This is a genomic window from Bradyrhizobium sp. ARR65, assembly GCF_000472385.1.
Taxonomy (GTDB): Bacteria; Pseudomonadota; Alphaproteobacteria; order Rhizobiales; family Xanthobacteraceae; genus Bradyrhizobium.
On sequence record NZ_AWZU01000003.1, the window covers coordinates 325,771 to 343,988 of the forward strand.

Below are 18,218 nucleotides of genomic sequence, written 5' to 3' on the forward strand. Positions count from 1 at the left end.
TGGTGAAAACCGCCCCCATGCGCTATATGATTCTTAGCTAAAGACTGACCGGATTTCCCCTTGTCTGAACCTGAAGATAACAAGCCCGGCGAGCCGTCGGGACCTTCCGACATTCGTCCCGTTTCCATCCTCGATGAGATGAAACGCTCCTACCTCGATTACGCCATGAGCGTGATCGTGGCGCGCGCGCTGCCCGATGCGCGCGACGGGCTGAAGCCGGTGCATCGCCGCATCCTCTACTCAATGTATCAGCAGGGCTACACGCCCGACAAGAAGCACAAGAAGTCCGCCGGCATCGTGGGCGATGTCATGGGCACGTATCACCCGCACGGCGACCAGGCGATCTATGACGCGCTGGTGCGCATGGCGCAGGACTTTGCGATGCGCGCGCCGCTCATCGACGGTCAGGGCAATTTCGGCTCAGTGGACGGCGACCCTCCGGCGGCAATGCGCTACACGGAATCTCGGCTCGCGAAGATCGCGCTGCCGCTGCTCGACGACACCGACAAGGACACCGTCGACTTCCAGGATAATTACGACGGCTCCGCAAAGGAGCCGGTGGTCCTGCCGGCCAAATTTCCGAACCTTCTGGTCAACGGCGCCGGTGGCATTGCCGTGGGCATGGCGACCAACATCCCGCCGCACAATCTCGGCGAGGTCATCGACGCCTGCGTGGCACTGATCGACAATCCCGCGCTTTCCATCGACGAACTCATCAACATCATTCCCGGGCCGGATTTTCCGACCGGCGGCATCATTCTGGGCCGCCAGGGCATCCGCTCCGCCTATCATCTCGGTCGCGGCTCGATCGTGATGCGGGGCAAGGTGACGATCGATACCATCCGCAAGGATCGCGAGGCGATCATCGTCAGCGAGATTCCCTACCAGATCAACAAGGCGAGCCTGGTCGAGCGCATCGCTGAGCTTGTGCGCGAGAAGAAAATCGACGGTATCGGCGATCTGCGCGACGAGTCCGACCGCGAGGGCTATCGCATCGTAGTCGAGCTCAAGCGGGACGCCATGCCGGATGTGGTGCTGAATCAGCTCTACAAGTTCACGCCGCTGCAAACGAGCTTCCCTGCCAACATGGTGGCGCTCGACAGCGGCAGGCCGCAGACGATGAACCTGAAGGACCTCCTGACGGTCTTCATCGCCTTCCGCGAACAGGTGGTGACGCGGCGGACAAAATATCTGCTTGGGAAGGCGCGGGACCGCGCCCACATCCTGGTCGGCCTTGCCGTTGCGGTTGCCAATATCGACGAGGTCATCCGCGTCATCCGCACCTCGCCCAATCCCGAAGCCGCGCGCGAGACGTTGATGTCGCGCGACTGGCCGGCACGGGACGTCGAGGCCATGATCACGCTGATCGACGATCCGCGCCACCGGCTCTCGCCCGACGGTACGATCCGGCTCTCGCTGGAGCAGGCCAGGGCGATCCTCGATTTGCGTCTGCAACGCCTGACCGCGCTCGGCCGGGAAGAAATCTCGGACGAGTTGGACAAGCTGAAGGCCGAGATCAACGACTATCTCGACATTCTGCGCTCGCGTGCGCGCGTGCAGGCGATCATCAAGACGGAACTCGCCGCGATCAAGGAAGAGTTCGCCACGCCGCGGAAGACCACCATCATCGAGCAGGAAGGCGAGGTCGAAGACGAAGACCTGATCCAGCGCGAGGATATGGTGGTCACGGTTTCGCATGCGGGCTACGCCAAGCGCGTGCCGCTGTCGGCCTATCGTGCGCAACGCCGCGGCGGCAAAGGCCGGGCCGGCATGCAGACCCGCGAAGAGGATTTTGTCAGCCGCCTGTTCGTGGCCTCGACCCACACGCCGGTGCTGTTCTTCTCCTCACGCGGCCAGGTCTACAAGGAAAAGGTCTGGCGGCTGCCGGTCGCAGCGCCCAACGCGCGCGGCAAGGCGCTGATCAACATCCTGCCCCTGGAGCAGGGCGAGCGCATCACCACGATCATGCCGCTTCCGGAGGATGAATCCTCCTGGGCGCAGTTCGACGTGATGTTCGCCACGACAGGCGGTAATGTCCGGCGCAACAAGCTGTCCGACTTCGTCGATGTGCGCCGTTCCGGCATCATCGCCATGAAGCTCGACGAGGGCGAGGCGATCGTCGACGTGCAGATCTGCACGGAAGCCGATGACGTGCTTTTGACCGCCGCCGGCGGGCAGTGCATCCGCTTCCCGGTCACCGACGTGCGTGTCTTTACCGGCCGCACCTCGATGGGCGTGCGCGGCATCGCGCTGGCCGAAAACGACAAGGTGATCTCGCTTTCCATCCTCCGCCACGTGGACGCCGACTCCGAGGAGCGCGCGGCCTACCTGCGCCGCGCCAATGCGGTACGCCGCGGCGGCGCCGAGGAAGAGGCGGGCGGCGATGCCGAGGACGCCAGCGGCACCATGGAGCTTGGCGAGCAGCGCTACGTCGAGATGTCAGCGGCCGAGCAGTTCGTGCTGACCATCAGCGAGAACGGCTACGGCAAACGGTCCTCGTCGTACGAGTACCGGACGACCGGCCGCGGCGGCAAAGGCATCGTCGCGATGTCGGTCAACGAGCGCAACGGCAAGCTCATCGCCTCGTTCCCGGTCGAGGATTCCGACCAGATCATGCTGGTCAGCGACAAGGGCCAGCTCATCCGCTGCCCGGTCGAGGACATTCGCATTGCCGGCCGTTCGACGCAGGGCGTGATCGTGTTCGACACCGCCGAGGACGAGCACGTGGTCTCGGTGGAGCATATCCCCGAGGATGCCGAGAACGGGAATGGTAACGGCGGCAACGGAAATGGAAACAACGGGGGGTAGGGGCTCGCCCCTTCTTCCCGGCAAATTGCGCCCTTTGTGCCGTCAGCCTTTCGCAGGACCCAGCCGCTCAGATATGCGCGCAATTTCGAGCGGTGTTGGCTGACGGCTCTATCCCCTCATCCTGAGAGCCAAGCGTCTCGAAGGATGAGGCCGGCAATCGGGGCCTCATGGTCCTCCCGGCGATACGCAGCATCGTCCGGAGCCGGCGCATTCGCGCCTCCTCACCATGAGGATTTACGGACGCGGTAACACCAGGCTTCGCAGCCACAACGAGCCGCCGGTATCTGCCAACATGCGCGGCGCATCACGTTCGATCAGATCTCTCGCACACTTCGCGAAATGATCGTTGAAGAACAGAATTTCGAACATCGGATTGTTCATCAACAACGCACGAACGGCGTAGATTTCATTCCACGAATAGTTGCGATCGATCACCCATTCGCGCGGATACTCGAACGGATAGAAGATGTCGTGAATATGAATGATCACGCCTGGGCGCAGGCGCGGCAGCACATCGAACAGCTCGAACGCGACGTCCGATCCAGTCTTCAGGATATGTGTTGAATCGATAAACAAGATGTCGTTGGCCTGAAGCTGGTCGAAGGTTGCCAGCTCCATGTCCTGCACGGCCTTGGGGATGATGATGGTGTGCCCGGCGGGGGTGTGGGCATTGAGCAGGCTGTGGAGCAATTCCGGGTGCGGTTCTATGAAGGTGCAGCGCGTCTGCCGATCCAGGTTGCGCTCGATGGTATCCACCATGCAGGCGGAAGAAAAGCCGGAGCCGATTTCGATCACGCGGCGGGGCCGGAAGTGGCGCAGCATGCAGTAAAGCACGATGGCGTCGCCAACACCGAAGTGTCGGTTCTGGCAATAATAGCGGAAGTCGCGCTTGTGGTCGGGGAAGGGGAAATCCTGCAGATATTGCCGCCAGCTCGCCCACAGCTCGCGCTGGGCCTGTTCGCGCAGGTCAATGCCGGGGATCGTCTGGGGGGCTGATCGCGCGGGATCGTGATAGTGACGCGCCAGATCGGCGGGGTCGCAGATCGGCGAGTAGAAATGACCCGGCCGAAACGCCAGTGGGGCACCAAAAGCGAAGCGCAGATTGAGCAGCGGCGCAGGAATGACGGCCCTTAGTTGCTCGCGCAGCCATTTGCTCATGGCTCGTTACTCGAATAGGTGATGATCCCTTCGACGTTCCGGCCGCTCCTCAGTCAGGCAAGTTCGGCTATTCTGTGTTGTTCTATGTTGGGAGATGGGCTCCCCCATGGGCGGCCTCATCGCGCAAGCTAGCAAACGAGGCCTCAAGCAGAAAGTTGCATGTCGTAAGGGGTACAATTTACGGCGTGCGGTCCGCGGAGACCAGGCGCGCTTGCCGAACGGCCAGCTTGCTGCCGGCAGTGCGCAGGCAGGCGGCTTCGAAATTTGGCCAGGCCTGCTGGGAGCAATCCGGGCCGATCGGGCGGATATCGAGCCGGTCGCCCTTGGCCAGCGCCTGCGGGACGCTCGCTTCAACCTGCGGGGCAAAGCCGGGCAGAGCGGTGAGGGCAGCGGCAATGAAGGCAGCCGCCGCGACGGCGAAAAGAGCTTTGATCATTTGACGGTCCCCTGCCACGGGCCTTACTGGCCCGTCCATTTGGTTGGGCGGCTTCTTAACCGTGACCGGTTTCGAGATGCCTTCGCCAAAAGCGAAAAATGGTTTCATTCCGGGCTTGTTTTGTTTCGTGGGGCGGTTCTGGACGAAACAGTGCCGGCCCACGGGGAGAGGACCGTGCGGCCGGCCCGGCCGGTTCAGTGGCCGATAAAAAATCGGCCATTGGCGCCGTGAGAATGGGCTTTGGTCGGGGCGACGTCTCCATGGAACCCTGGTGGCTTGCCCGCATTACGCGGGCGGGGTAGGAGGGGCCATGCCGCGCATCGCCCTTTATCCAGGTTCCTTCGATCCCGTCACCAATGGCCATTTGGATGTGGTCCGCCACGCCGTCACGCTTTGTGACAAGCTGATCGTCGCCATCGGTGTGCACTCGGGCAAGAAGCCGCTGTTCTCCACCGATGAGCGGCTGAAGATGGTGAAGGATGTCTTTGCGCCGGTCGCGGCCGCGGCCGCCTGCGCCTTCGACTGCACCACCTACGACAATCTCACCGTCGCAGCGGCGCAACAGAACAATGCGACCATCATGATCCGGGGCCTGCGCGACGGCACCGATCTCGATTACGAGATGCAGCTTGCCGGGATGAACGAAGCCATGGCGCCCGATGTGCATACGGTCTTCATTCCGGCGTCCGCGCCTGTCCGCCCGATCACCGCCACACTGGTCCGGCAGATCGCCGGCATGGGCGGCGACTTCTCCGCCTTCGTGCCACCGCTCGTCGCCGCCGCCCTCAAGGCAAAATTCGCCGGCTGACCGCATTCGCGCCGAAGCCAACATCCTGTCCAACGATCCGGAGTTTTCATGATCCGAGTCCTCGCCGTCCTCTTCGCGCTCGTCTCGGTGGCGCCTACGCTTGCACAATCCCTGCCCACCGGCCTCGACAAGGCGAATGCGATCGTGATCGACACCACCAAGGGCCGCATCGTCGTCAAGCTGCGGCCGGACCTCGCGCCGAACCATGCCGAGCGCATCAAGCAGCTCGCGCGCGACGGCTTCTACAACAACGTGCCGTTCCACCGCGTGATGGAGGGCTTCATGGCGCAGACCGGAGATGGCCAGAACTTCAACGGCACCGGCGGATCGAAGTATCCGAACCTGAAGCAGGAATTCTCAAACGTTCACTTCAAGCGCGGCATCGTCGGCATGGCGCGGCGCGGCGACAGCGTCGATTCCGCCAATTCGCAGTTCTTCATCATGTTTGCGGATGCGCCGAGCCTCGACGGTCAATACACCGTCATTGGTGAGGTTGTGCAGGGCATGGATGTCGTCGACAAGCTGAAGAAGGCCCCGCCCGGCTCGGCGAGTGGTACGGTCACCGATCCCGACAAGATGGTGAAGGTGCAAGTCGCATCCGATATCAAGTGAGCGGCGCCGGCCGACAGTTGCGCATCCTGATTGCCGCAGCGTCGGCGCTCGCCTTGTTCGCATCGTCGGCGCAAGCCGAGGAGGGACAGGTCAACACCATCAAGGATGCGCTCGCAAAACTCTATAGTTGTTGGAGACCGCCGCCACCGTCGCGCGCCAATCCGATCGACATCACTGTGATCGTCAGCTTCAATCGCGCCGGCGAGATTTTGGGCCGTCCGCGGATTACCTATGAATCGCCCGGCGCGACCGACAATGACCGCCTCCAATACCGCATCGCTGTGATGGAGACGTTGCAACGGTGTACGCCGATGCCATTTACCGAGAGTATGGCGGGCGCCGTGGCCGGCCACCCGTTCTCGATCCGGTTCCACAACGTTAGGCCCACCCCCAAACCGACAGAGAAACAAGCATGGCTGTTACCGAGAATACTTTGATCCTTGAAACCACCCAGGGGCCCGTGACCATCGAGATGCGTCCGGACCTCGCCCCCAACCATGTCGCACGCATCAAGGAACTCGTGCGCGAGGGCTTTTACGACGGCATCGTGTTCCATCGCGTGATCGACGGCTTCATGGCGCAGACCGGCTGCCCGCAGGGCACCGGTACCGGCGGGAGCGGCAAAAAGCTGAAGGCCGAGTTCAACAGGGAGCCGCATGTGCGCGGCACAGCGTCGATGGCGCGCGCGGCCAATCCGGATTCCGCCGACAGCCAGTTCTTCATCTGCTTCGATGACGCCTCCTTCCTCAACGGCCAGTACACGGTCTGGGGCAAGGTCACCGAGGGCATGGAGAACGTCGACAAGATCAAGCGCGGCGAGCCGGTGCAGAACCCGGACAAGATCGTCAAGGCGCGCATGGCCGTGGACGCGGAGTAACTTAAAAGCCCGTCATTCCGGGGCGGTGCGAAGCACCGAACTATGGTGCGCAATTGCGCACCTGAGAATCTCGAGATTCCGGGTTCACGCTTCGCGTGCCCCGGAATGACAGCGAAGTGAGGAAGCGCGCACGCAAACTCTATGCGCACCGATTTGTTCGACTTCGACCTGCCACCTGAAAGCATCGCGCTGCGTCCCGCGAGCCCGCGGGATTCCGCGCGCATGCTGGTGGTGCAGGGCGATGGCGTGCTGCGCGACCACGTGGTCTCGGAGCTGCCAAAATGGCTGGAGGCCGGCGATCAGCTCGTGGTCAACGACACCAAGGTCATCGCGGCGCAGTTGTCCGGCCGGCGCATTGGCCGGCCGACCGAGCCCAGGATCGATGCAACATTGATCAAGCGGCTCGACGGCTCGCGCTGGCAGGCGCTGGTGAGGCCCGCCAAAAAACTCGTCGAGGGCGACACCATCCGTTTCGGCAATGAGGGCAAGGTCTGCCTGCTCGGCCATCTCGACGCCCAGGTCGAGCACAAGGGCGAGGAAGGCGAGGTCACGCTGTCCTTTTCGTTTCACGGCCCGGCGCTCGATCAGGCCATCGACGATCTCGGCGTAACGCCGCTGCCGCCCTATATCGCCTCCAAACGTGACATCGACAAGCGGGATGCGCAGGACTACCAGACCATGTTCGCGCAGGCCGAGGGCGCGGTCGCTGCACCGACCGCGGGCCTGCATTTCACGCCGGCGCTGGAATCCGCGCTACGCGCCCATGGCGTTGGCATTCACAGGATCACGCTGCACGTGGGGGCGGGGACCTTCCTGCCGGTAAAGGCAGAGGATACCGAGGGCCATCGGATGCATGCCGAGTGGGGCCGCATCTCCGCCGAGACCGCTGCGGCGTTGAATCAGGCCCGCGCCGACCGGGGTCGGATCGTGGCGGTCGGCACCACCTCGCTGCGCCTCCTGGAAAGCGCGGCAGCCGAGGACGGTATGATCGAGCCGTTCGCGGATGAGACCTCGATCTTCATCACGCCGGGCTATCGTTTTCGCGCGGTCGATATCCTGCTCACCAATTTCCACCTGCCGCGCTCGACCCTGTTCATGCTGGTCTCGGCCTTCGCAGGGCTCGACACCATGAAGCACGCCTATGCCCACGCGATCGCCAAGAGGTATCGGTTCTATTCCTATGGCGATGCGTGCTTGCTGTTTCGCGACAGGTCGGGCGATCGGTAGACTGAAGGATGGGTGGAGCGTGCGCTCGACCCATCTTACAAATCAAGCCATCATCCGCTCCGGCAGCAGCTCCGCGATCTGCACGGCATTGAGCGCGGCGCCCTTCAGGAGCTGGTCGGCGGCGACGAACATCGCAATCGAGTGGCCGGATGGGTCGGACAGATCCTTGCGGATACGGCCGACAAGCACGTCGTCCTGGCCCGAAGCATCGACCGGCATCGGGAAGTAATTGTTGGCCCGGTCGTCCACGACCCGCACGCCGGGCGCCACCGCCAGGATGTTGCGGACCTCGGCTTCCGAAATCGGCCTCTCGCATTCGAAGGTGATGGCTTCGCAATGCGCCCGCAACACCGGCACGCGCACGCAGGTGACGCCCACCCCGATCTTCTCGTCCTCGAAGATCTTGCGCGTTTCCTTGATGACCTTGCTCTCTTCGTCGTTGTAGCCGGTCTCCGGATCGATCGCGGTGTTGTGGCTGAACAGGTTGAAGGCGTAAGGGTGCGGCATCACCTTGGGCGGAAACACCTGGCCGTTGAGATAGGCGCGGGTGGATTGCACCAATTCGTCCATCGCTGCCGCACCTGCGCCGCTCGCCGCCTGATAGGTCGCGATGATCACGCGCTTGATACGGTTCTTCTGGTGGATCGGCCACAGCGGCACCAGGGCCGTAATCGCGGCGCAATTCGGATTGGCGATGATGCCCTTGTGCTCGCGGATGCGCTGCGCGTTGATCTCGGGGATCACCAGCGGCACGTTAGGATCCATGCGGAAGGCGGAGGAGTTGTCGACAACCACGGCGCCGGACCGCACGGCCAGAGGCGCGAACTTCCGCGAGATCGAGCCGCCCGCGGAGAACAGGGCGATGTCGACGCCCTCGAACGAGCGCTCGTTGAGCTCCTCGATCGTGACGGTCTTGCCGCGAAAGCTCACCGTCCTGCCGGCCGAACGCGCGCTCGCCAGCGCCTTCAGCTTGCTGACGCGAAAGTCGCGCTTGTCCATGGTGGCGATGAATTCGGCGCCCACCGCGCCGGTCACGCCGACAATCGCGACAACGGGATCGTTCTTCACTTTGGTCTCCACCAGGCAATGAAAAAGCCCCGGACCTTTCTCAAGGCGGGGCTCGGTTCGAGATAACGCGGCTTTTCAGGTCAGCTACGCGCGCACGCCTCCGAGGCCCTGCCGGGCTTTGCTGGTTTTGGTCGTGCGTTTGGTCGCGGTGAACATGGCGGGGGAACATAGGGGCAGGGCGGAGCGCCGTCAACGGCTTTCAAGGCCGATAACGGCTGCAGAACGGTTGAATCCGACCGCGTTGTTACGCCATAAGCCGGCCCATGATGCTTCCCAACCATTTCGAACTGCTCGCGACCGACGGCACGGCCCGCACAGGCCGACTGACCACGCCGCACGGCCTGGTGCGCACGCCCGCCTTCATGCCGGTCGGCACGGCCGGGGCCATGAAGGGCCTGTACTGGCGCGAGGTCCGTGAAGCCGGCTCCGACATCGTGCTCGGCAACACCTATCATCTGATGCTGCGGCCTGGCGCTGAGCGCATTGCCGCGCTCGGCGGGCTGCAGCGCTTCACCGGATGGGGCGGGCCGATGCTGACCGATTCCGGCGGCTTCCAGGTGATGTCGCTCTCGGATTTGCGCAAGCTGACCGAGCAGGCCGTGACCTTCCGCTCCCATATCGACGGTGTGAAGGTCGAGCTGTCGCCAGAGCGATCGATCGAGGTGCAGCGCCTGCTCGGCTCCGACATCGCCATGCAGCTTGACGAATGCGTGCGACTGCCCGCCGAGCGCGCGGACATCGATCGCGCGATGCAGCTCTCCCTGCGCTGGGCGGAGCGCTCCAAGCGTGCCTTCGAAACCGCTCCGCCCGGCTACATGCTGTTCGGCATCGTGCAGGGCGGCGATCTCCCCGAGCTCCGCAAGATCAGCGCGCGCGAGCTCGCCGACATCGGCTTTCACGGTTACGCGATCGGCGGGCTCGCCGTGGGCGAGCCGCAGGCGGTGATGCTGGCTATGATCGATGAGACCGCGCCGCTGCTGCCTGCCGATCGGCCGCGCTACCTGATGGGCGTCGGCACGCCGGACGATATTCTGGAGGCGGTCAGGCGCGGCATCGATATGTTCGACTGCGTGCTGCCGACGCGCAACGGACGGCATGGCGTCGCCTTCACCCGGTTCGGCGCCATCAACCTGCGCAACGCGCGCCACGCCAATGATCCGCGGCCGCTGGATGAGGAAAGCACCTGGCCCTCGACGCGAGACATCTCGCGCGCCTATCTGCATCACCTCGTCAGATCAGGCGAGACACTGGGTGCGATGCTCTTGTCCGAGATCAACATCGCCTATTATCAGCGCCTGATGGCCGACATCAGGGACGCGATCACGAACGGTAGCTTTTCGGAGCTTTACGAGCGTACGCGCGCCGGTTGGACACGGGGCGATATCGCCCCTCTGACAAGCTAATTGCACATCATCCGCTTGGTCGTGTGCTTGGTCACGAAACCGTAACCGCAGGTGTCGCAAGTCCAGAGATAGCTGATCAGATTGTCCGACAGATAGGCGGAAGCTTCCGCGGCTACCATGGAGTCTGCGCAGACAGGGCAGGTTGGTAGTTCGCTCCCGCGCGGATCGGGGAGAGGCGTGACGGTCGACAGGAATTCAGCAAGAGCTGGCATCGCGGACCCCTCTGCGTTCCGAAGCCTTGCACAACTTATACACCAAAATCGTTGACAGTGTAGCAACACAATTGCGTAGCTTTTGCGTTATTTGGCCGCGCTAAACTTTTGCAACGCAACGTACTTTGATTTGAATCATTGTTCCTTGCGCCGCGGCGTGCCCAGTCGCTAACTTCCGCCATCGGCCCGGTCCTCGCGCTTTCACTGTCATCAGGGGTTCATAATGGATGCACCGGCAGCCACGGGTGCAAATGCCGGCAAGATCATTCTTGCCATCGTGCCGTCGTTCTCCGAACGCTATCTTTCGACCGCTTTGTTTGAAGGAATTGGATGATGCGGGATCAGCCGAGAAGACCGCGGACCTTAAGTGACGCGCGCAGCGAAGCCGAAGCTGCGTTCAAGAAGGTGACCGCCAAAGTTGCGGAAGCGCCGCCCGGGAAGACCGCCATTCCCGGCGTGAAGGAACAGGTTACGCTGCGGATCGACCAGGATGTGCTGGAATATTTCCAGCGGGGCGGCCCCGGCTGGCAGGACCGCATCAACGAAGCGCTGCGCAAGGCGGCGGGGAAGTAGTTTCTAAGCCCCCGCCGTTCCGGGGCGACGCGACAGCCTCGAACCCGGAACCTTGAGATGGTTCGGTTCTGCGGGCTGTCTTGACCGGATTACAATTTGACCGGATGGTCGGCCGGTTGCTTGAGCGCAGAGGGCGAGGCAGCCCGTTCGGATGCCTTCAGATTCAACAGATTGCCGGTGAGGATGAGGCCGGCGCCGAGCACCGTGAATGCATCGAGCCGCTCGGCATAGAGCAGCCAGCCGGCGGTTGCGGTCAGCGGCACCCGTAGGAAATCCATCGGCACCACGACGGTGGCGTCGGCATAGCGCATCGCGTTCGCAAGGCAATAATGCGAGTACGTGCCGCAGACGGCGATCACGACCATCCAGCCCCAGCCATCGGCGGACGGCCAAGTCAAGGTGTAAAGCGTCGGCAAGAGACCGGCAGTCGACTGCACGACAAGCATCCAGAAGATGATCGCAAGCGCGCTCTCGGTGCGGGTCAGCGATTTGACGAGGACCATCGAGATGCCGAAGCCGACTGCGGCGCCAAGCGCAATAAGTTGTCCCGGATTGATCTCGCCCGCGGCGGGGCGCACGATGATAGCGACGCCAACGATACCGAGCACAATTGCCGTCAGCTTCCGGAATGTGAGGTGTTCGCCGAGGAAACTCGCCGCCAGGATCGCGGTCCAGATCGGCATGGTGAATTCGATCGCCACCACCTGTCCGATCGGGATCAGCGTCAGCGCGAAGAACCAGCCGAGCTGCGCGCCATAGTGGATAAGGTTGCGGGCGATGTGCTGCGGCAGGCGCGAGGTCCTCAAGGCGGCAAAGCCGCCGCTCCGATGGATGAGCGGATAGAGCAGCAGGAAGCCGAGGAGGGAACGCACCTCCATCAGCTCGAACACGTTCAATTCGCGCGTGGCCTCGCGGCCGGCGACCGCCATGACCAGCATCAGCGAAAGCCAGCCCGCCATCCAGAGCGCGGCCATTGGTTTGGAAGGCGTCGTCGACATGGCGCAGCGGGACCCGGTGGACAAAGGGCAGGCCGGTATCGGCGAAAGGAGGCGCATTTGCAACCGCAAATGCGCCCGGCATCTGCAACCCGGCACCTGCAGGTCGTGAAGGTGAATTTCACCGTCGGAGGATCGAGCGGTTTGGTGCTAGTTGCTTCGCGTCATTCCGGGGACGCGAAGCGTGAACCCGGAATCTCGAGGTTCCGGGTTCGATGCTTCGCATCGCCCCGGAACGACGAAAAAGGGAGAGAGACGATCATGCGCATCTTGCAACCAGCCGAATGGTCTCGGCCACGAGGCTTTTCCCATGGCGTCGAATTCAGTGGTCCCGGGCGATGGATCGTGCTGGCGGGTCAGACGGGCGGCGACGAAAAGGGCGACTATGCGCCCGATATGGCGACGCAGGTTTCGACTGCCTTGCGGCGGATCACAAAACTGCTCGCCGAAGCCGGCGCCGGCCCTGAGCATATTGTTCGCCTGACCTGGTATCTCACCAGCCGCAACGAATATGAGTCCGCAGGAGCTGGCATCGCCAGCGCCTGGAAAGAGACGCTGGGTCGCAACTTCCCGCCTTCAACCCTGCTCTATATCGACGGCCTGGTCGATGCCCGGGCCAAGGTTGAGATCGAAGTGACGGCCTTCGTTCCGGCCGCTTAGGAGACCTTGTAATGACGCAACGAAAAACGTCCGCTGATTTCGTCACCGCCTTCGCGACCGGCTGGCCGGAGCAGGAGCCGCACATCATGGTGTTGTCGCTGACCACACAGAAAGGCGTGCAGGATTTTGCCCTGACCAAGGAGCAGGCGCTTCTGATTGCGAAGACAATGAACCAGACCGCGGAGCGGCTGGCGAAACCAAAAGCGCGCTGATGCGCGCTTTTGGTTCGGGCAGAACCTAGCGCGACAGCGTGATCGAAGCGCCGCGGAACTGGTTTTCCGCCCGCATCGTGATCGATTGGCGATTGCCGCGGGTGACGAGCGAGATATTGGCGTTGAAGCCGGGACCGCTGGCGACCACCTGGAAGCTGCCGTCACGCCCGCGGCCCTGCAGGTTGCCGGTGACATTGCGGCTGGCCTCGCTCCACGTGCCCGAGATTGCGCCGCCCGGCTCCGCGACCACATCGCCGCGGAGATCGAACTTGTAGGACTCGCTGGCGCAGGTGAGCGTCAGGTCCATCCGTGGGCCACCGACCGCGTAAGTCGCGCGGCAGCGGATGCGCTCGGTCGAGCCGTCATCCAGCGTCACCGTGCCGCTGCCGGCCCAGCGGCCGGCGAGCGCCGCGAACGGACCGGCTTGCGCGTGAGCGGCGGGGCCAAAAAGGCCAGTACCAAATAAAACGGCGGCTGTGATGAACAGCCGCCGGAAATTGCTCACGCCACCGTTGGTTGTGACGACCCTATTGCCGCGATGCTTCCCACCGACCGCTGCACGGTATGCCCGCTGACGCACCATTCCACTTACCCGATCCGACATTGCCATTGAGTTGTCCGTTCGCATATGCACCGTTGATTGAGACACGAACAAGGCCCTCTCGTCCGATGCTGCCGGAGACATTCGCACCGGCTGCCGAAATCTTACCGTCCGTGACCGTAAGCGTCGAGCTTGCGGTGGGCTCGCAACTGCCGGTCTTGGTCACGATCGTGACATGCCAGAGTCCATCGTAAGGCGATGCCGCAAACGCCGGAGCCGTTGCCGCGCCGGCCAGAACGGAAGCACAAATAATCGTACCGATGCGATTGAAACGCATGAATGAGAAATCCTCAATGTGGGGGATAGGGTGGCTTATTCGGGTCAAATGTGACGAAAATTTGCTGCAATCGGTCTATGGATTACCTGAGCGCCTTCAATGACATAGGTGCAGCGACGCCGGATGCCCGGATGGTTAACGCATCCAACTCCGGTCACCCAGGCGGCCGTCCACCTAATGCGGCGACAGCGCCGGCGCCTTTGTGGCGAACTGCTCGTCCTGCGGTTTGGCCGGCAGCGCGTTGTGGGTCTTGGCGTACTCAATCACCTCGGCGAGCAGTTTCTGCCCGAGCGGTGCGAGCGCGCGCTCCCACAATTCGCGGGCGGTCTCGCCCTTCTTCACGAAGCACCACTCCTGCGCTGCGATTGCGCCGGCATCCATGCGGTCGGCGAGATGGTAGACGGTGCCACCAGCGATCGGATCGCCTTCCTTGATGGTCCATTCCACCGCGGCGATGCCGCGATGGCGCGGCAAAAGCGAGGGATGATAGCCGATGCCGCCAAGCTTTGCCGCCGCGAGCGCGTCCTTGCTGACGCGAGCGTGGCTGTGCGCGGTCACGATCAAGTCGGTGTTGGGCGCGATCTCGGACGTCGTGACCAGCTTGGGATCGGCCTGCACCACGACCTCGATCCCGACGGCACGCGCGGCAGCGGCGAGGCGGTCTTCGCCATCGTGCACCACGACCCGTGCGACCTCGACCCCATGCTCCCTAAGCATGTTGAATGTGGTCACACCAAAATGGCGGGAGCCGATGAGGGTAATCCGCATGGTCGTCCTTTCGTACGCGCGGGCAGTCGGCCCGTCGATAGCATGTTGCGGCGCTCCAGGTGGAAGGCCGGCGCTGGTTATCAACAGACGGGGCGAGAATCGAGGCCAAGTTTTTTGCGCCATTTGCGGCCGCGTTTGGGCGCGGCTCGCAAAGCGAGCGAAGACGGATCTTTAAAGCTTTGATGCTTTTATATAAAGGCCGCACCGCCGCGCGGCCGAATAGCCGGGTGCCGCGCCTGTCACAACCTACCCCAGGGCACGAGCGCTCGGCTATTTGCCACGGCTGACGGCAACACCTGATCGGCGCTCCCGTTCAACGATGCGTCCTTCCATCTAGCAGGTTTAAAGCCCTCGCGCCGAGAATTCGTTGCTCCTCCGCGCGGAAGGCGAGGAACACCACCTGCTATTGGACCCAGCTCAACTAGCGCCCCAGCACGTGCCAGATGACCACGAGCGCCGCGATCAACAGCAGGCTCATGATGAGACGGTGCCAGATGCCCTTCATTGCAGGACGGGTCTCACTGCGCGCTGATCCCGGTCGGAGAAGGGCCGCGCCTAGAATTCGCTGGACGATTCAATGCGCTGCAGCATGATCGCCTCGCGGCAGAGCTGCGCGAACCAGATCAATAGGCCACTTCCCAACAGGAACGTCGTGAAATCCCTGTAATCCGCAGGGGTCAGCGGGCTGAACTCGAAAACAGGCGGCAGAAACGCCCACCAAACGATGGGGATGGACAGGAGCGCGGCGCAAGCCCCTGCGGGTACGCCTGCAAGCAGGCTCGCCAGCAGCACCGCCGGAAAGAACGTTGCGAAGTACAGCGTGGCGCCCAGGCAATCGAACAGCATGCGCAGGCCGATCGCGACCGCCAGAACGGATAGCGCGGTCAGGAACGCAGCCGGCGACCAAGGCTTGAGCTTAAAAAACAGGTGGGTCCTCGAAAATCCGTTACGCAACGCTTGCCCCCGCGCGCTCGAAACAAGCGGCCCGCCCCGTTTGGCCACGGAGCGTAGGGTTAGCGCCGGGGGAAGGCTTGTGCAACAGGTGGATGATGGAGCACCGCAACAGCGATTGCCGGGGCAGGGCGGTTAACGCGGGTTCGAGGGCAGTGCTTCTTCACTGCTCAGGCCCTCTTGCGGTGCAGCGCGGAGCCTCATCATGGTCTCCCGCCGGTCCCCGGCGAGGACCCGCCATAGGTGGATGAGCCGGTCCCGCTGAGAGTCGTGGGGCCGCCCGCCGCACCATTCGGATTACCCGAATTGGACGAGTGGCGCATCATGTTCATCGAGTGGCGCATGCCATGGTGTGTGCGCTTGTAGCCATGCGCGAGTGCGACCGTGCTTGAAAGTGCAAAGGCAGAGGCGAGTACTATCGTCGCGAGTTTCATGACGGGTCCCTTGTGAATCCTTCGCGACACAACCAAGCGTGGCGGTGGATGTTCCTAGCCACTATGGTCCGGGTAGATTTGGCTTCACCCGTGCAAGTTGGAAGGCCTCGTCTGCGATTTCTGGAGGAACCTCATCTGCGCACATCGATTATCGCGTTAGTTGCGGCATGAAAGCTGCTTCCCGAATTTGCGGAGGACATTCATGGCCGAACGTTCCGATCTCATCCGCGAGGCGGCCGAACTCAGGCAGCAGGCGGAGCAAGAAGCCGACAAGACCATACGCCGCCGGCTGATCCGCATGGCCGAACGTTACGAGCATCTCGCAGAGAGCCAAGGTTGGTCCGAAGCGCATCCCACGACGGTCGCATCGCTTGGCGACGTCTTCATCAAAGGCGAGTGAGGCGCGATCCGGGCGATCGGCGGCACGGCGCGCTGCCGGGCGCCATCTGCAGCGTTGCAATAAACGCGATGGGCGCACTCAATGATGGGCGATGAGTGCGCGAAGGCAGTTCTGCTGGAAGACGACTAGTGCTCGAAGACCAGGCTCGCCTGGCGCTCGTCCCCTTTCGGCTGAGACGGTGCGACGCTCACGTCGTGATCCTTTTCGACGATCTCGTAGCCGCAGGCATCAAGCCAAGCGATCAGCCGGTCTGCCATGGTGCGGTCATAGCCTGGGTAGGCTCGAGCGATAGCTTCTCGGGGCGTGAGCTTGCGCATGGTGCATTCCTGTTTGTCTCGTTACTAAAAGTGGGGAGCGGAGATGGGCCAAAACAGGCCAGCAACACGACAACGTGAAGATATGCCGGGCCGCGGTGCGAGCCGGATCATCGTCGCCTGATCGGGAGCACGATCAGAAATAAGCCTCGACCGCATGGGCCACGAAAATGCTCGCGCTAAAAAATGCGACTAGGAGTGCCAATGCCTCGACCATCGAACTCGTCCTTACGCCAAACCCTGCCTTATTTTCTTTATGGCTCCCTTATAGAAGTCCGCTGGTTTCAGGATGGTTTCGTCGGGTCGTAAAAATGGTTTCGTCCATGAGATTTCGCAGAGCGGAAGGTCGCGGTTCCCCGACCCGGGGCGGACCATGAGATGCTGCGAGAAGGGAGCCACGCAAGCCCTTGATGTGCCTGGAAGCAGGAGTCCGCTCGCGGGTCCGAAGGTCCCGTCCTGGAATCTTCGCCGGGCCTACTAAGCCTCAAGTTCAAGCATTTCGCGGAATACCGTTGACGGGTCCAGCGATTGCCAGCTTGGCCAGGACGGAGCGACCACCTCGACGATTGTCTCCAGCACTGGCCGCACAACCGGGCATGTCCGGCAGTCACATCCTCCGATCTCAGCCAGATCACGCTCGCATCGTTGGCTCTGGGCGCGTTGTCCTGCCATTTGCGTAGCCAGGGTAAAAAGCCGTTTCAAAGACACGGAGTATCTGCTCTTCGCTAACCGTAGATCCGTTGGCTGTGATTGAGTTGCACGGCGGAAACGGCGTGCAGCGCGTGGATCGCGCCGGCGCTGGTCGTGGCTTTCCAGCCTGCAGCGCCTGCAACATGGCTATCCGCGCCATCGCGGACCTTTGAACTCGGACAAGAACGGCCAGTTGATTGCCGCCTTGGCGAACTCAACGAGCTGGCGACGGAGTTCCTGCTTGCAGCACTTGCAGGTACATAGGTTTGGATGTTCAATTCGAGCAGCTCACGGCCAAGCAGACCTTGGCTGCGTCTCCGGTAAGCAGCCGGCCTTTGCGGAGACCATGGAGCACCGCATGCGCAACTTTTTTGTTTTGGTGGTCGTCGGGATTTTGCTCGCGGGTGGATACGTTTGGGTTATGGAGCCTTCCGAACAGGCCGCACCACGGCCGCAGCTTTCGAAAGACGCCATACAGCCGCAAGCCGATGGTCTCGCGAAGGAAGGCTCAGCTAAGCCCGCTACGCCTAACGAAATTGCGATCCGACCCTCGACAAACGAGCAGGCAGGGAAGTCCTTGCAGACCATTACAGCTGACAGCCCAGTCGGACAGCTCGGGAGCGATGGCGCACGAGCCCACGCTGAAGAAACGCCGGCAGGGGTGGCAGCTGAAACCAGAGGTGATCACGCAACAATTGGTTTGGGGCATCCAGAGCGGACCGTGAAGTCGCGAT

General features: G+C 62.5%; 22 protein-coding genes. 12 read left to right on the forward strand and 10 right to left on the reverse strand.

The window, feature by feature from the left end; translation table 11 throughout:
- Nucleotides 1-60 precede the first annotated feature (60 nt).
- Nucleotides 61-2,808: a DNA gyrase subunit A gene (gyrA, locus tag F758_RS0106125; protein WP_024507037.1), complete on the forward strand. Its 2,748-nt coding sequence runs from the start codon at nt 61-63 to the stop codon at nt 2,806-2,808.
- Between the two features lie 234 nt (nt 2,809-3,042).
- Here gyrA and F758_RS0106130 read toward each other — a convergent pair whose 3' ends face one another.
- Nucleotides 3,043-3,966: a class I SAM-dependent methyltransferase gene (locus tag F758_RS0106130; protein ID WP_024507038.1), complete on the reverse strand. Its 924-nt coding sequence runs from the start codon at nt 3,964-3,966 to the stop codon at nt 3,043-3,045.
- 178 nt (nt 3,967-4,144) lie between these two features.
- On the reverse strand, nt 4,145-4,402 hold the full coding sequence (locus F758_RS0106135; protein WP_024507039.1) for a hypothetical protein: 258 nt from the start codon (nt 4,400-4,402) through the stop codon (nt 4,145-4,147).
- A 310-nt stretch (nt 4,403-4,712) separates the two neighbouring features.
- Between F758_RS0106135 and coaD the strand changes: the two genes are divergently transcribed.
- From coaD to queA, 5 genes are all read left to right on the forward strand, one after another.
- Entirely contained in the window at nt 4,713-5,210 is a 498-nt protein-coding gene (gene coaD, locus F758_RS0106140; protein ID WP_024507040.1) for a pantetheine-phosphate adenylyltransferase, read from the forward strand.
- 48 nt (nt 5,211-5,258) lie between these two features.
- Nucleotides 5,259-5,822 (forward strand): peptidylprolyl isomerase, encoded by a 564-nt coding sequence (locus tag F758_RS0106145; RefSeq protein ID WP_024507041.1) that lies wholly within the window; start codon nt 5,259-5,261, stop codon nt 5,820-5,822.
- The gene (locus tag F758_RS0106150; RefSeq protein WP_024507042.1) at nt 5,819-6,259 is read left to right on the forward strand and encodes a UCP034077 family protein; all 441 of its coding nucleotides are present in this window, start codon (nt 5,819-5,821) and stop codon (nt 6,257-6,259) included. The genes F758_RS0106145 and F758_RS0106150 overlap by 4 nt, the downstream gene beginning before the upstream one ends.
- Nucleotides 6,235-6,699 (forward strand): peptidylprolyl isomerase, encoded by a 465-nt coding sequence (locus F758_RS0106155; protein ID WP_024507043.1) that lies wholly within the window; start codon nt 6,235-6,237, stop codon nt 6,697-6,699. The genes F758_RS0106150 and F758_RS0106155 overlap by 25 nt, the downstream gene beginning before the upstream one ends.
- A 141-nt stretch (nt 6,700-6,840) precedes the next feature.
- Nucleotides 6,841-7,926, forward strand: coding sequence for a tRNA preQ1(34) S-adenosylmethionine ribosyltransferase-isomerase QueA (queA, locus tag F758_RS0106160; RefSeq protein ID WP_024507044.1), 1,086 nt, complete (start codon nt 6,841-6,843; stop codon nt 7,924-7,926).
- A gap of 42 nt (nt 7,927-7,968) precedes the next feature.
- Here the strand turns inward: queA and F758_RS0106165 are convergent, their stop codons facing one another.
- Nucleotides 7,969-9,006: an aspartate-semialdehyde dehydrogenase gene (locus F758_RS0106165; protein ID WP_157449877.1), complete on the reverse strand. Its 1,038-nt coding sequence runs from the start codon at nt 9,004-9,006 to the stop codon at nt 7,969-7,971.
- A 251-nt stretch (nt 9,007-9,257) separates the two neighbouring features.
- On the opposite strand from F758_RS0106165, the gene tgt reads away from it, so the two are divergent.
- Nucleotides 9,258-10,397 (forward strand): tRNA guanosine(34) transglycosylase Tgt, encoded by a 1,140-nt coding sequence (gene tgt / locus F758_RS0106170; protein WP_157449878.1) that lies wholly within the window; start codon nt 9,258-9,260, stop codon nt 10,395-10,397.
- On the opposite strand, the gene F758_RS0106175 is transcribed toward tgt, so the two are convergent.
- Nucleotides 10,394-10,609: a hypothetical protein gene (locus tag F758_RS0106175; RefSeq protein ID WP_024507047.1), complete on the reverse strand. Its 216-nt coding sequence runs from the start codon at nt 10,607-10,609 to the stop codon at nt 10,394-10,396. The two genes, tgt and F758_RS0106175, sit on opposite strands and share 4 nt — an antisense overlap.
- 333 nt (nt 10,610-10,942) lie before the next feature.
- Here F758_RS0106175 and F758_RS0106185 point away from each other — a divergent pair, with 333 nt between their 5' ends.
- Complete coding sequence (locus tag F758_RS0106185) at nt 10,943-11,182, forward strand: BrnA antitoxin family protein (RefSeq protein WP_024507048.1); 240 nt, start codon at nt 10,943-10,945, stop codon at nt 11,180-11,182.
- A gap of 89 nt (nt 11,183-11,271) precedes the next feature.
- On the opposite strand, the gene F758_RS0106190 is transcribed toward F758_RS0106185, so the two are convergent.
- A complete protein-coding gene (locus tag F758_RS0106190; protein ID WP_024507049.1) occupies nt 11,272-12,180 on the reverse strand; it encodes a DMT family transporter in 909 nt (302 codons plus the stop codon).
- Here F758_RS0106190 and F758_RS50715 point away from each other — a divergent pair.
- The 3 genes from F758_RS50715 to F758_RS0106200 all read left to right on the forward strand — a co-directional run bounded on the left by F758_RS50715 (nt 12,110) and on the right by F758_RS0106200 (nt 13,049).
- A complete protein-coding gene (locus F758_RS50715; protein WP_198026418.1) occupies nt 12,110-12,289 on the forward strand; it encodes a hypothetical protein in 180 nt (59 codons plus the stop codon). The genes F758_RS0106190 and F758_RS50715 overlap by 71 nt on opposite strands.
- Before the next feature lie 149 nt (nt 12,290-12,438).
- Nucleotides 12,439-12,837, forward strand: a complete 399-nt coding sequence (locus F758_RS0106195) for a RidA family protein (RefSeq protein WP_024507050.1) — start codon at nt 12,439-12,441, stop codon at nt 12,835-12,837.
- Nucleotides 12,838-12,848: 11 nt separating this feature from the next.
- A complete protein-coding gene (locus F758_RS0106200; RefSeq protein ID WP_024507051.1) occupies nt 12,849-13,049 on the forward strand; it encodes a hypothetical protein in 201 nt (66 codons plus the stop codon).
- A gap of 25 nt (nt 13,050-13,074) precedes the next feature.
- On the opposite strand, the gene F758_RS0106205 is transcribed toward F758_RS0106200, so the two are convergent.
- The 4 genes from F758_RS0106205 to F758_RS0106225 all read right to left on the reverse strand — a co-directional run bounded on the left by F758_RS0106205 (nt 13,075) and on the right by F758_RS0106225 (nt 15,649).
- A complete protein-coding gene (locus F758_RS0106205; protein ID WP_024507052.1) occupies nt 13,075-13,632 on the reverse strand; it encodes a hypothetical protein in 558 nt (185 codons plus the stop codon).
- Nucleotides 13,577-13,927 carry a hypothetical protein gene (locus F758_RS51580; protein WP_084305116.1) on the reverse strand — a complete coding sequence of 117 codons (351 nt, stop codon included), beginning with the start codon at nt 13,925-13,927 and terminating at the stop codon, nt 13,577-13,579. Before F758_RS51580 ends, F758_RS0106205 begins: the two co-directional genes overlap by 56 nt.
- A 174-nt stretch (nt 13,928-14,101) precedes the next feature.
- Nucleotides 14,102-14,695, reverse strand: a complete 594-nt coding sequence (locus F758_RS0106215) for a formyltransferase family protein (RefSeq protein ID WP_024507053.1) — start codon at nt 14,693-14,695, stop codon at nt 14,102-14,104.
- Nucleotides 14,696-15,250: 555 nt separating this feature from the next.
- Nucleotides 15,251-15,649, reverse strand: coding sequence for a DUF4118 domain-containing protein (locus F758_RS0106225; protein ID WP_024507054.1), 399 nt, complete (start codon nt 15,647-15,649; stop codon nt 15,251-15,253).
- Between the two features lie 633 nt (nt 15,650-16,282).
- Between F758_RS0106225 and F758_RS0106230 the strand changes: the two genes are divergently transcribed.
- Nucleotides 16,283-16,480 carry a hypothetical protein gene (locus tag F758_RS0106230; protein WP_024507055.1) on the forward strand — a complete coding sequence of 66 codons (198 nt, stop codon included), beginning with the start codon at nt 16,283-16,285 and terminating at the stop codon, nt 16,478-16,480.
- Between the two features lie 125 nt (nt 16,481-16,605).
- Here the strand turns inward: F758_RS0106230 and F758_RS0106235 are convergent, their stop codons facing one another.
- Nucleotides 16,606-16,797: a hypothetical protein gene (locus tag F758_RS0106235; RefSeq protein WP_024507056.1), complete on the reverse strand. Its 192-nt coding sequence runs from the start codon at nt 16,795-16,797 to the stop codon at nt 16,606-16,608.
- Nucleotides 16,798-18,218: the final 1,421 nt, after the last annotated feature.

Excerpts from the sequence above, each read along its gene's own strand:
- F758_RS0106130 (WP_024507038.1), bottom strand. The coding sequence starts at position 3,966 with ATGAGCAAATGGCTGCGCGAGCAACTAAGGGCCGTCATTCCTGCGCCG.
- F758_RS0106135 (WP_024507039.1), bottom strand. The coding sequence starts at position 4,402 with ATGATCAAAGCTCTTTTCGCCGTCGCGGCGGCTGCCTTCATTGCCGCT.
- coaD (WP_024507040.1), top strand. The coding sequence starts at position 4,713 with ATGCCGCGCATCGCCCTTTATCCAGGTTCCTTCGATCCCGTCACCAAT.
- F758_RS0106145 (WP_024507041.1), top strand. The coding sequence starts at position 5,259 with ATGATCCGAGTCCTCGCCGTCCTCTTCGCGCTCGTCTCGGTGGCGCCT.
- F758_RS0106155 (WP_024507043.1), top strand. The coding sequence starts at position 6,235 with ATGGCTGTTACCGAGAATACTTTGATCCTTGAAACCACCCAGGGGCCC.
- queA (WP_024507044.1), top strand. The coding sequence starts at position 6,841 with ATGCGCACCGATTTGTTCGACTTCGACCTGCCACCTGAAAGCATCGCG.
- tgt (WP_157449878.1), top strand. The coding sequence starts at position 9,258 with ATGATGCTTCCCAACCATTTCGAACTGCTCGCGACCGACGGCACGGCC.
- F758_RS0106175 (WP_024507047.1), bottom strand. The coding sequence starts at position 10,609 with ATGCCAGCTCTTGCTGAATTCCTGTCGACCGTCACGCCTCTCCCCGAT.
- F758_RS0106185 (WP_024507048.1), top strand. The coding sequence starts at position 10,943 with ATGCGGGATCAGCCGAGAAGACCGCGGACCTTAAGTGACGCGCGCAGC.
- F758_RS50715 (WP_198026418.1), top strand. The coding sequence starts at position 12,110 with ATGACCAGCATCAGCGAAAGCCAGCCCGCCATCCAGAGCGCGGCCATT.
- F758_RS0106190 (WP_024507049.1), bottom strand. The coding sequence starts at position 12,180 with ATGTCGACGACGCCTTCCAAACCAATGGCCGCGCTCTGGATGGCGGGC.
- F758_RS0106195 (WP_024507050.1), top strand. The coding sequence starts at position 12,439 with ATGCGCATCTTGCAACCAGCCGAATGGTCTCGGCCACGAGGCTTTTCC.
- F758_RS0106200 (WP_024507051.1), top strand. The coding sequence starts at position 12,849 with ATGACGCAACGAAAAACGTCCGCTGATTTCGTCACCGCCTTCGCGACC.
- F758_RS0106205 (WP_024507052.1), bottom strand. The coding sequence starts at position 13,632 with ATGGTGCGTCAGCGGGCATACCGTGCAGCGGTCGGTGGGAAGCATCGC.
- F758_RS51580 (WP_084305116.1), bottom strand. The coding sequence starts at position 13,927 with ATGCGTTTCAATCGCATCGGTACGATTATTTGTGCTTCCGTTCTGGCC.
- F758_RS0106215 (WP_024507053.1), bottom strand. The coding sequence starts at position 14,695 with ATGCGGATTACCCTCATCGGCTCCCGCCATTTTGGTGTGACCACATTC.
- F758_RS0106230 (WP_024507055.1), top strand. The coding sequence starts at position 16,283 with ATGGCCGAACGTTCCGATCTCATCCGCGAGGCGGCCGAACTCAGGCAG.
- F758_RS0106235 (WP_024507056.1), bottom strand. The coding sequence starts at position 16,797 with ATGCGCAAGCTCACGCCCCGAGAAGCTATCGCTCGAGCCTACCCAGGC.